The sequence below is a fragment of the Sphingomonas sp. TDK1 genome (assembly GCF_001650735.1).
Taxonomy (GTDB): domain Bacteria; phylum Pseudomonadota; class Alphaproteobacteria; order Sphingomonadales; family Sphingomonadaceae; genus Sphingomonas.
On record NZ_LXVY01000048.1, the window covers coordinates 99,611 to 109,523 of the forward strand.

At 65.0% G+C, this 9,913-nt stretch carries 14 protein-coding genes and 1 other RNA gene; 5 read left to right on the top strand and 10 right to left on the bottom strand.

Going from position 1 to position 9,913, the window contains the following annotated elements; genetic code table 11:
* The first annotated feature begins 36 nt into the window (after positions 1–36).
* Together mtgA and A7X12_RS23445 are read left to right on the top strand one after the other, a co-directional pair.
* A complete protein-coding gene (mtgA, locus tag A7X12_RS23440) occupies positions 37–780 on the top strand; it encodes a monofunctional biosynthetic peptidoglycan transglycosylase (protein ID WP_084446019.1) in 744 nt (247 codons plus the stop codon).
* Positions 777–1,181 carry an NUDIX hydrolase gene (locus tag A7X12_RS23445; protein WP_198162170.1) on the top strand — a complete coding sequence of 135 codons (405 nt, stop codon included), beginning with the start codon at positions 777–779 and terminating at the stop codon, positions 1,179–1,181. The genes mtgA and A7X12_RS23445 overlap by 4 nt, the downstream gene beginning before the upstream one ends.
* Here the strand turns inward: A7X12_RS23445 and A7X12_RS23450 are convergent.
* The 7 genes from A7X12_RS23450 to A7X12_RS23475 form a co-directional block, all read right to left on the bottom strand.
* Positions 1,171–1,431 (bottom strand): hypothetical protein, encoded by a 261-nt coding sequence (locus A7X12_RS23450; protein ID WP_064313852.1) that lies wholly within the window; start codon positions 1,429–1,431, stop codon positions 1,171–1,173. The genes A7X12_RS23445 and A7X12_RS23450 overlap by 11 nt on opposite strands.
* Before the next feature lie 71 nt (positions 1,432–1,502).
* Complete coding sequence (locus A7X12_RS23455; protein WP_064313853.1) at positions 1,503–1,826, bottom strand: YbaB/EbfC family nucleoid-associated protein; 324 nt, start codon at positions 1,824–1,826, stop codon at positions 1,503–1,505.
* Positions 1,823–3,481, bottom strand: a complete 1,659-nt coding sequence (locus tag A7X12_RS23460) for a DNA polymerase III subunit gamma/tau (RefSeq protein ID WP_064313854.1) — start codon at positions 3,479–3,481, stop codon at positions 1,823–1,825. Before A7X12_RS23460 ends, A7X12_RS23455 begins: the two co-directional genes overlap by 4 nt.
* Before the next feature lie 73 nt (positions 3,482–3,554).
* An RNA gene (gene ffs, locus A7X12_RS23465) (signal recognition particle sRNA small type) lies at positions 3,555–3,652 on the bottom strand.
* Between the two features lie 76 nt (positions 3,653–3,728).
* Complete coding sequence (locus A7X12_RS26660) at positions 3,729–3,857, bottom strand: hypothetical protein (protein WP_269747843.1); 129 nt, start codon at positions 3,855–3,857, stop codon at positions 3,729–3,731.
* Between the two features lie 94 nt (positions 3,858–3,951).
* Positions 3,952–4,602 carry a sigma-70 family RNA polymerase sigma factor gene (locus tag A7X12_RS23470; RefSeq protein ID WP_064313855.1) on the bottom strand — a complete coding sequence of 217 codons (651 nt, stop codon included), beginning with the start codon at positions 4,600–4,602 and terminating at the stop codon, positions 3,952–3,954.
* A 297-nt stretch (positions 4,603–4,899) separates the two neighbouring features.
* Positions 4,900–5,697, bottom strand: coding sequence for a response regulator (locus A7X12_RS23475; RefSeq protein WP_064313856.1), 798 nt, complete (start codon positions 5,695–5,697; stop codon positions 4,900–4,902).
* Between the two features lie 272 nt (positions 5,698–5,969).
* Between A7X12_RS23475 and A7X12_RS26530 the strand changes: the two genes are divergently transcribed.
* The 3 genes from A7X12_RS26530 to A7X12_RS23485 all read left to right on the top strand — a co-directional run bounded on the left by A7X12_RS26530 (position 5,970) and on the right by A7X12_RS23485 (position 8,121).
* Complete coding sequence (locus A7X12_RS26530) at positions 5,970–6,140, top strand: NepR family anti-sigma factor (protein WP_232318687.1); 171 nt, start codon at positions 5,970–5,972, stop codon at positions 6,138–6,140.
* Between the two features lie 12 nt (positions 6,141–6,152).
* A complete protein-coding gene (locus A7X12_RS23480; protein ID WP_064313857.1) occupies positions 6,153–7,721 on the top strand; it encodes a sensor histidine kinase in 1,569 nt (522 codons plus the stop codon).
* A gap of 265 nt (positions 7,722–7,986) precedes the next feature.
* Positions 7,987–8,121, top strand: a complete 135-nt coding sequence (locus A7X12_RS23485) for an entericidin A/B family lipoprotein (protein WP_064313858.1) — start codon at positions 7,987–7,989, stop codon at positions 8,119–8,121.
* Positions 8,122–8,234: 113 nt separating this feature from the next.
* Here the strand turns inward: A7X12_RS23485 and tatC are convergent, their stop codons facing one another.
* The 3 genes from tatC to A7X12_RS23500 all read right to left on the bottom strand — a co-directional run bounded on the left by tatC (position 8,235) and on the right by A7X12_RS23500 (position 9,810).
* The gene (gene tatC, locus A7X12_RS23490; RefSeq protein ID WP_064313859.1) at positions 8,235–9,017 is read right to left on the bottom strand and encodes a twin-arginine translocase subunit TatC; all 783 of its coding nucleotides are present in this window, start codon (positions 9,015–9,017) and stop codon (positions 8,235–8,237) included.
* A complete protein-coding gene (gene tatB / locus A7X12_RS23495; protein WP_064313860.1) occupies positions 9,014–9,475 on the bottom strand; it encodes a Sec-independent protein translocase protein TatB in 462 nt (153 codons plus the stop codon). Before tatB ends, tatC begins: the two co-directional genes overlap by 4 nt.
* A gap of 98 nt (positions 9,476–9,573) precedes the next feature.
* Positions 9,574–9,810, bottom strand: a complete 237-nt coding sequence (locus A7X12_RS23500) for a twin-arginine translocase TatA/TatE family subunit (RefSeq protein WP_064313861.1) — start codon at positions 9,808–9,810, stop codon at positions 9,574–9,576.
* Between the last annotated feature and the right edge of the window lie 103 nt (positions 9,811–9,913).

A 9,913-nucleotide genomic window follows, 5' to 3' on the forward strand; every position in this document is an offset into this window, starting at 1 on the left:
TTGCAGGAACCGCCCCGGCTGGGGCATGGCGGGCGCGTGACGAAGAATCGCGCCCGCGCCTCCGCCCCCCGCCGCTCCTCCGCCAAGCCGCGCAAGCCTTGGTGGCGCCGGTTGATCGTGCTGGGGGTCCAAGTCGTTCTCGGCTTCCTTCTGCTGTCGCTGCTGATGGTGACGGTGTACCGCTTCGTGCCCCCTCCCATCACCTGGACGATGATCGGGGATGTGCTTGCCGGGCATGGCGCGACCAAGGACTGGATGCCGCTCCGTGAGATCGACCCGAGCATGGCCCGTGCGGTGATCGCTGCGGAGGATTCGCGCTTCTGCCAGCACAACGGCTTCGACTTCGCGGCGATCGAAAAGGCCTATCAGCGCAACGCGCAGGGGAATCACAAGATTCGCGGCGGCTCGACGATCAGCCAGCAGACCGCCAAGAACGTATTCCTGTGGCAGGGCGGCGGCTATTTCCGAAAGGGCCTGGAAGCCTATTTCACGGTGCTGATCGAGAATATCTGGGGCAAGCGGCGGATCATGGAGGTGTACCTCAACGTCGCCGAGACCGGCATCGGCACCTACGGAGTCAACGCCGGGGCGATGCGCTACTTCCACCACGATGCGTCGCACCTCTCGGACCGCGAGGCCGCGCTGATCGCCGCGGTGCTGCCGCTGCCCAAGAAGCGCGCGGCGATCGACCCCCGCGGGTTCACGCGGAAGTACGGCAACAAGATCAATGCGCGGATCAATGTTGTGGCGGGCAACGGGCTCGATCGTTGCCTGAAGTGATGGCGATCCAAGTAGCAGCCGCGCTTATCGACAACGGCGCGGGCAGAATCCTGCTCGTCCGAAAAGCTGAAACGACCAGCTTCATGCTGCCCGGCGGCAAAATCGAGCAATCGGAGACGGCCCTCGACGCGCTGGCCCGCGAACTTGAAGAAGAGATCGGCCTGCTACCACCCGTCGCTGCCGTGCCGCTCGGGCGATTTGAGGCGGAGGCGGCGAATGAACCCGGACACACCGTCGCTGCGGCGCTGTTCCACATTACCCGTCCGTTCACACCCCGGCCTGCCGCGGAGATCGCCGAAGCGCGGTGGGTGGACATGCGTCAGGCAGAGCGACTGCCCCTCGCGCCGCTCGTGCGAACGCATGTCCTGCCCTTGTTCGACCGACTGGGCCTTACTTCGTAGCGTCTTTCGCCGCGTCGCCTACGTCCTTCGCCGCCGATCCGACGTCCTTCGCGACGCTCGTCACCGCATCGGTCTTGCGGTTCTCGCGGGCATTCTGGTTGAACAGGTAGAAGGCGCCGATCACCACTGCGATCAGCACCGCCAGCCCGATCAGCGTCATGCCGGCACCGCCGCCGCTGCGGCGCTCGATCACCGTCGTATGGGTAGCGCGTTCAGTCGCCACGCCGTCTTCAACGATACGTTCCGCCATGATCGTCTCTCCTCGGTTACACTGGCGTGAGCAACCGAGGGGACGAGCGTCTGGTTCCCTAACCTATTGTCTCAGAAAGGGAGCTTGAAGCCCGGCGGCAGCGGCAGGCCGCTGGTCATCTTGCTCATCGCCTCAGATGAGGCCGCATCGGCCTTGACCCGCGCATCGTTGAACGCCGCGACCAGCAGGTCCTCGAGCATCGCCTTCTCGGCGACGTTGACCAGCGAATCGTCGATCGCGATGCCGATGATCCGGCCCTTGGCGCTGGCGGTCACCTTGACCAGCCCGCCGCCGGAAACGCCCTCGACCTCGACCGTGTCGAGATTGGCCTGCGCCTTGGTCAGTTCAGCCTGGACGTTCTGCGCCATGGCCATGATTTCTTCGAGACTCTTCATCCATCACTCCCGGTCTTGGTCCAGCCGATCAACTCGGCATCTGGAAAAGCTTGTATCGCAGCCGCGACGATCGGCGAGGCGAGTACCGCCTCGCGCTCGGCTGCTTCCTTGGCCGCCTGTTCCTCGCGCAGCGTCATCGCGGTGGCGCCCTCGACGAGGGTAATCTTCCAATGCACACCGGTGCTGTCCTTGAGCGCGCCGCCCAGCTCGCGCACGAAATCCTGCGGCAGCGGACGCGCCGCCCCGAAATCGATCTCGCTGCCCTCGAACCGCACCGGCCGCATGTAATCGCGGACGAACATCGCGAGCTGGAGCCGGCGATGCTCCTCCAGATGCTCGGCGAGCTCGGTGAGGTTGGTCGGCAGCACCGGCCCGGTTTCCTGCACGGTGGCGGGCGCCGGCGCGGTCGGCGCCGCAGCAACTGCGGCGGGCGCCCCCGAAGGCACCGCGATGCTGCCGCTCAGGATCTGCCTCGCCAGATCGCCCGGATCGGGGAGCTGTGCGGCGTGGATCACCCGCAGCAGCGCCATCTCGGTCGCCTCGATCGGCAGCGCCGCCTTGGCGACTTCGTCATGCCCGCGCAGCAGCAGCTGCCACAGCCGGTGGAGCGCCGGGAAGGACAGCCGGCTCGCCCAGCCCTCCATCGCCTCGCGCTCCTCGGTCGACTGGCCGGATAGCCGATGCGTACCCAACTTGACCAGAGTCACGCCGTGGACGGTCTCCAGCAGCGCCCGCAGCACCGCCAGCGGATCTACGCCGAGATCATATTGCGCCCGCAGCCCCGCGAGCGCCTGTTGCGCCTGACCTTCGACCAGCGTGCCGAACAGCGCGCGATTGGCGCCGCGATCGGACAGGCCAAGCATCTGGCGCACGGCTTCCGCCTTCACCCCCTCGCCTTCCAGGCCCGCATGCGCGATCGCCTGGTCAAGGATCGACAGCCCGTCGCGCGCCGAGCCTTCCGCCGCCCGCGCGACCAGGGCCAGCGCCTCTGGCTCCGCCTCCACCTGTTCGGCCGCGCACACCTTCGCGAAATGCTCGGCGAGCAGTTCAGCCGGGATGCGGCGCAGGTCGAAGCGCTGACAGCGCGACAGCACCGTCACGGGCACCTTGTTCACCTCCGTGGTGGCGAACAGGAACTTCACATGTCCGGGCGGCTCCTCCAGCGTCTTCAAGAGCGCGTTAAACGCGTTCTTCGACAGCATGTGGACTTCGTCGATGATGTAGATCTTGTAGCGCGCCGAGACCGCGGCGTAGCGCGATGCCTCGATGATCTCGCGCACGTCGTCGACGCCCGTGTGGCTGGCGGCGTCCATCTCGATGACGTCGATATGGCGCCCTTCCGCGATCGCGCGGCAGGGTTCGCAGACGCCGCACGGGTCGATCGTCGGGCCGCCCTGCCCGTCCGGGCCGATGCAGTTGAGCGCCTTGGCGATCAGGCGGGCGGTGGAGGTCTTGCCCACGCCGCGCACGCCGGTCAGCAGAAAGGCGTGCGCCAGCCGGTCGCGGCGGATCGCGTTGCCCAGCGTGGTGACCATCGCATCCTGCCCGATCAGCGCGCTGAACGTCTGCGGCCGGTATTTGCGGGCCAGCACGCGATAGGCTTCGGCCTTCGCAGGCTGGGGCGGTTCTTCGAGGCCAAGCAGGGAATCGGACATCGCTGCCTATCTAGGCATCCGCAGACGATTTGTCGAAGCGCGAGACGCGAGCGGCTGTGGATAGCGATGTGAGATGGGTGGGAGCCGGAACGACCCGGGACGAAATCGTTACGGCTGCTTCCTTCCGGACCTGACCGGGTTGGCGACGATCCCGTCCGCCCGACTCCCGCGGCGCATATGGGCGAAGCCGCAGCAGGTGGCAAGAGCCTTGCGTCGCTACAAGCAACTTGGGCGTTGTTTTGACGCCTTAGCGCAGCAACTCCGCAAAACGGGCGAGAACGCCCCCGACAAGTGCGCCCAGTCCCGCCAGCGCGATCATGGTCGCAACGCAAGGGCCGAACCCGGTCTGGTGATCATCGAAGCGGTCGAGTCGCATAAAAGCCTCCGTGTGACATCAAATTGTCACGCGGAGGCTCTTATGAAAATCCGTAGGCTTCCTTACCGGTTTACCACAATTCCGGGCTACCGGATCAGCGCTCGCGGCTGAGATCCTCGACTTCGCCCATGATAGTGTCGAGCGCGGTGCGCCCGTCTTCGTTAAGCGAGGTCGAGCGGCGCGAGGGAAGCTGGCCTTCCGACATCAACGCTTCGAGTGCGACACGGCCACGGGCGACGCGGCTCTTGATGGTGCCGACGGCGACCTGGCAGATCTCCGCTGCCTCTTCATAGGCAAAGCCACCCGCGCCCACCAGGATGAGCGCTTCGCGCTGCGGCTGCGGAAGATGGAGCAACGCACGCTGCATATCAGCCAGCTCGACGTGCCGATCCTGGCTCGCAGGTGCCGCAAGCAGGCGATCGGCGACCAGATCGTCCCATTCGCCCTTGAAGCGGGCGCGACGCATCTGGCTGAGATAGAGGTTGCGAAGGATGATGAAGGTCCAGGCGCGCATGTTGGTGCCAGCCTGAAACCGCTTGCGTGCGGCCCATGCCTTCAGCAACGTCTCCTGCACCAGATCATCAGCGAGATCCCTGCTGCCCGACAACGAACGGCCGAATGCACGCAGGTGCGGAATCACCTGTGCCAGCTGCGTCTTGAACTCGGGGTCCGACAGCGAAACATGTTCCACCGGGGCCGCAGGTGCGTCCGGTTCGTCGTGATCCGTGTGGGTAGCGTCCGTCATGCAATCCCGATCGTTAGCGCGCAGGGCGTCGCGGTTCGTTGTCAAGCTGGGGTCTGACCGCTCGATTACAAGCGACATGCTTCCGAGCATTTCTCGTCAAACCAACAAGATAACAGCAAATATCACTATGACCAGCAGCGTGCCGATGATCAGCACATAGCGCGTCACTCCCGGGGTCGTCCCCGCGCGGGCACGATCCGTGGAGATGGAGGCGGGTTCATCTTGCTCAGCCATACATGCTAAACACATGAAAACCGTTTAGGGTCCGTACCGGGTGGAACCCGCCTCAATTTCCCTTCAGGCAGGCACGGTCGCTTCGTCGAAGAACAGCGCCTGGCTAATCGTCGCCTTCACCGTTTCACGCTGGAACGGCTTGGTGATCAGGAAGGTCGGCTCGGGCCGCTCGCCGGTTAGCAGACGCTCCGGGAAGGCAGTGATGAAAATCACCGGCACAGCAAACTCGGCGAGGATGTCCTTCACAGCGTCGATGCCCGAGCTGTCGTCCGCGAGCTGGATGTCCGCAAGCACCAGGCCAGGACGGTCTTCCATTGCCAGCGCGACGGCCTCGTCGCGGGTGACGGCAACGCCGGTCACATCGTGGCCCAGATCGCGGACGATCTGCTCAAGGTCCATCGCGATCAGCGGCTCGTCCTCGATGATCATCACGCGCGTCCGCGTCTGCCGCTCGATTTCGCTCACCGCCTCGGCGACCAGTTCGGAAACCCGCGCGGGCTCTTCGCCGATCAAATAGGCCGCGTCTTCTGGCGGAAATCCCTCCACTGTCGTCAGCAGCAGCGCCTGGCGGGACAGCGGCGTCAGTCGCGCCAGCCGCTTGCGTGCGATCGCCTCCGCATCGGTGCCCTGCTCGACCGCATCGATGCTGTCGTCCCACTGGCTTGACTGCCAGATGACCTGAAAAGTGCGATACAGACCGAGACGGGCATCAACGTCGCGCGGGAACTGATCCGGGGCTTCGACGATCGCCTCCAGGGCGGCGCGGACATAGCGATCGCCCTCGGCCTGGTTGCCGGTAAGCGCACGGGCATAGCGCCGCAGGAGCGGAAGGTGCGGCGCGAGTTGCTGACCAAGCGACATGAGCAGTTGTTTCTCCATCGAGTGCGGGAGCCGTTGTCGCCCCCGGCGAGCTTGAATTCAATCGATTCCGTCACCCGAAGAAGCCCCTCCCCGGATTTCGCATCGACAGTGGAACAATCGAGGCGCTCTTTGGTTTCATCGACCAGACCGTGGGAATGGCCGCCGCCGCACCGGGTGCTTGCACTCGGCGTGGTTGGCACTATTCGCGTTACCGGTCACATCGTTCATTCGTCCGGGTGTCCGGACATTTCCGGGCCCTTAGGGGGGAATTGGTGCATTCCGCTAAAGATGATCAGGGCAAGCAACCGCAGCCGGCACAGGGAGGCGACAAGAAGCCGCGTCCCAATGCCGACGTTGGAGATGTATTGCGCCGCGCATATGACGAAACGCTGAACGAATCCGTGCCGGATGATCTGCTCGACCTGCTGAAGAAGCTCGATTAAACGAATCCGCCCATGAACGGCTTGGATTCGTTGGCCCGCAGCCGGGGTCTCTCGGCGGCGCTCGGGCGTCTGCCCACTGGCGCCAAGGTTTTCCTGATTCTGGTCGGTGCGCTGCTGCCGTTGGCGCTCATCGCCCTGTTTACCACGTTACAGACAACGCGCAGTGCCGACGACGAGGCGCGCGAGCGACTGAGCGTCACCGCGCAGGAGAGCGCCGGCAATCTCGAAAACCTGCTGGCGAATCACGTCGCCCAGCTTGGCGAAGCGCTTGCGGCGCTTGAACGCAATCCGGACGACGCGCCCAGCTGCACCCGGCTCGCGGGTACCTATGCGGGCCAGGCCCAAGCGCACTTCGTCGTGCAGGACGGGCAAGGGCGCGCGCTGTGCGGCCGCCCCTTCGACCAGGCGCGCATGATCAATTCGCCGCGCGGTGATGTCGCCGCCCGGATCGTGCCTGGCGGGCTGGTCCTTCGAGTGAGCGGCGGCGCAGGCGCCTCGGCGACAGCCTATTATCCGCGCGATCTGCTTGCCGGGCTCGCGCGTCCGAGCGGCTTCGTGCCCGAATATGGCGCAGCTCTCATTGGCCATGGCGACCGGCTGACACTCCGCGCGCTCAAGGACAATGGTCCCCTCGATCGCGGCAAGAGCCTGCGCAGCAACCTGGGCGTCGACGATCTCGCGCTCGAAACGACCATGCCCGGCGCGCCGATCACCTCCCCGCTGGTGATCGCCACGGTCCTGCTGGTGCTTATGTGGATCGCCGCTGCCGGTATCGGTTGGCTGGTCGTCGACATCCTGCTGATCCGCCCGCTGCGCAGCCTGCGCAGCAGCGTGGCCAACTACCAGCCCGGCGACGTGATCGACACGGCGCGGCTGGGCCCCATTCCCGCGCAGGAAATCCGCGAACTGGGCGATACGTTCAGCGACATCAGCCGCACCGTGCAGGCGCACGAGGCCGATCTCGCCAAGGGCCTTGTCCAGCAGACCCGCCTCACCCGCGAAGTGCACCATCGGGTGAAGAACAACCTTCAGGTCATCTCCAGCCTGATCAACTTCCACGCGCGCGCCGCCAAGGGCCGCGAGGCGGCGGACGCCTATGCCTCGATCCAGCGCCGCGTCGACGCGCTCGCCGTGGTGCACCGCCACCATTATGCCGAGATGGAGGAAAATCGCGGCCTGGAGCTGCGCTCGGTCATCGGCGAGTTGGCGGCCAATCTGCGGGCCACCGCACCAGAGCAGGCCCGCGGCATCGGAATCACGCTCGAAATCGAATCGCTGCTTGTTACCCAGGACGTTGCGATCGCCGTCGCCTTCCTGCTCACCGAGATTGTCGAGCTGGCGATTACCTGCAACGAGGCGGCGCAGATCCGGCTATCGATCAAGGCCCCGGAAGGCGCCGAGCGCGCAGTCTTGCGTGTCTCTTCGCCGGCGCTGGTCAGCAGCCCTGAATTCGAGGCGCTGGTCGAAAAGCGTTACGGTCGCGTACTGATGGGCCTCGCGCGGCAGCTCCGCACCCAATTGCATCACGATCCGCTGGTCGGCGCCTACGAGACCACCATCGCGATCAACGGCCGCCCCTAAAAAATCAGAAATGGCGGGGAACCGACCTACGAGCATCGCGTTCTGATGTTCGGATAGTGACCTTTTGCCCCCCCGCTCTCGCTATCCACGACATGGGCCCGGAAGCGTCTACCCTCCCCCCCCCGGTGGCGCTTCCGGGCCTACTTCCATCCACACATCGTGATATTGAACCAGAGCGCGGCTGGTGCGGCCTGCCGTAGGAACGTTTCCACGCGCGCAGCATTGAAACGTCGTCCCGGCACACGGGGAATGAAGGAGATTTTCGATGCGTAAACTCATCACCGCCGCCGCGCTTGCTGGCACCCTGCTGATCGCCGCCTGCAACACCGTCGAAGGCGCCGGCAAGGACGTCGCATCGGCGGGCGACACCGTCGCGAACGCCGCTGAAAAGTCGAAGTAAGCGGCGCCGCTTCCGTCAACCTTCGCCCGCGCGCACGGCAGGGTCGAGGCGATGGAAGCTCTACCCGTATATCGAAGCAAGCCCCCGCCGCGGCCCCGCGGCGGGGGCTTCGCTCATTCGGCGGTCTGCGTTTCCGCTTCCGCCTCGTTGGCCGCCGTACGCTCGCGCCGCCGCCGGGTGAAGTAGATCGCCACCAGCGACAGGAAATACAGGCCCACCAGCGGACCCGCCAACAGCAGCTGCGATCCGATGTCCGGCGGCGTGAGCACTGCCGCGATCGCCACCGAAGCTACGATGGCATAGCGCCACGCGCCCTTCAGCTGTTCGAAGGTGACGATACCGGCATGTTCGAGCAGCATCAGGAGCACCGGCAGCAGGAACGAGATCCCGAAGCCGAAAATGAACTGCATGACGAACTTCAGATAGCTGTTCACGTCGGGCAGCGCCTGCTGCTCCACGCCGCCCAGATTGCCCTGAAAGCCAAGCAGAAACTTCAGCGCTACCGGGATGGCGACGAAATAGGCCATCGCCGCGCCTGCGATGAACAGCACCGGAGTCGCGAGGAGGAAGGGCAGAAGCGCCTGCTTCTCACGGCGATAGAGGCCCGGCGCCACGAATTGCCAGAGCTGATTCGCGATGATCGGAAATGCGATCATCAGGCCGGCAAAGAATGCGACCTTCACTTCGACGAGGAAGCCGCCGAAAATATCGGTGTTGATGATCCTCGCCTGTCCGGCAGCCTTCAAGGGCGCCACCAGGAACGAGAGGATTCCGCGGGCGAAGTAGAGGCACCCGCCGAACGCTGCGAGAAGCGCCAGGATCGACCAGATCAGCCGACGGCGCAGCTCGATCAGATGGTCGAGCAATGGGGCCTGGGTGTCGTCGATCTCGCTCACGGCTGCACTTCACTGGCGGGAGGAACAGGCTTCACCTCGGTCGCGGCGGCTGGCTTGGGCGCCGAAACTTCCACCGGCAGCGGATCTGAATGGATATGGGGCTGCGGCGTCATTACCGGCGCATCCCCCTCCGGATGCCCATGGTCATGGGTAGAAGGATCATGGGGCACATGTTCGATTGCCGCCGGCCCAACATGCGCCTCGGGCGCAGCGAGCGGCTGCGGCGGATATTGCCGCATGATCCGCTCATTCTCGGCCGCCCACTGCTTTTCCAGTTCGGCGAGTTCAGCCTCGCGCACCATCGAATCGAGGCCGGAGCGAAATTGACGGGCGACACCGCGCGCGCGTCCCACCCATTTGCCGACGAAATGCATCGCCCGCGGCAAGTCTTTCGGGCCGATGAACACCAAGGCTACGATGGCCACGAGCAGAAACTCGCTGGGCGCGATATCGAACATTCTTTCGGCGTATCCACTCGCACGGCATGCGCCGGTCCAACCGGCGCGCTGCGTTCAAAGTCCCGGGCCGCCCGCCAAGCGCGCGTCCCGGACGGGGCTCAGCGATGCTCTTCGCGAGCGCGCTCGGCTTCCGGGGTATAGCCCGGCTCCGGCGCGGCCTTGCCCTCGATGCGGGTCGGCGGCGCCGGCGTGGTATCGTCTTCCGCCATACCCTTCTTGAAGCTCTTGATGCCCTTGGCAACGTCGCCCATCATGTTGGAGAAACGGCCGCCGCCCAGCAGCAGGATGGCGATGATGCCGACGACCAGCCAGTGCATCAGGCTGAAGCTACCCATGAGAATTCTCCTTGATATCGTGACCTATCTAGGGCCCACGGACCCCCACGGCAACGGTTGATAACCCTGTACGATGGTTGCACCGGCCGAATCGAAGATGATC

Coding starts and splice junctions, on each gene's coding strand:
- A7X12_RS23460 (WP_064313854.1), bottom strand. CDS start 3,481: ATGTCCGATTCCCTGCTTGGCCTCGAAGAACCGCCCCAGCCTGCGAAG.
- A7X12_RS23475 (WP_064313856.1), bottom strand. CDS start 5,697: ATGTCGCTTGGTCAGCAACTCGCGCCGCACCTTCCGCTCCTGCGGCGC.
- tatB (WP_064313860.1), bottom strand. CDS start 9,475: ATGTTCGATATCGCGCCCAGCGAGTTTCTGCTCGTGGCCATCGTAGCC.
- A7X12_RS26660 (WP_269747843.1), bottom strand. CDS start 3,857: ATGCGACTCGACCGCTTCGATGATCACCAGACCGGGTTCGGCCCTTGC.
- A7X12_RS23485 (WP_064313858.1), top strand. CDS start 7,987: ATGCGTAAACTCATCACCGCCGCCGCGCTTGCTGGCACCCTGCTGATC.
- A7X12_RS23450 (WP_064313852.1), bottom strand. CDS start 1,431: ATGGCGGAACGTATCGTTGAAGACGGCGTGGCGACTGAACGCGCTACC.
- A7X12_RS23500 (WP_064313861.1), bottom strand. CDS start 9,810: ATGGGTAGCTTCAGCCTGATGCACTGGCTGGTCGTCGGCATCATCGCC.
- A7X12_RS23470 (WP_064313855.1), bottom strand. CDS start 4,602: ATGACGGACGCTACCCACACGGATCACGACGAACCGGACGCACCTGCG.
- A7X12_RS23480 (WP_064313857.1), top strand. CDS start 6,153: ATGAACGGCTTGGATTCGTTGGCCCGCAGCCGGGGTCTCTCGGCGGCG.
- A7X12_RS23455 (WP_064313853.1), bottom strand. CDS start 1,826: ATGAAGAGTCTCGAAGAAATCATGGCCATGGCGCAGAACGTCCAGGCT.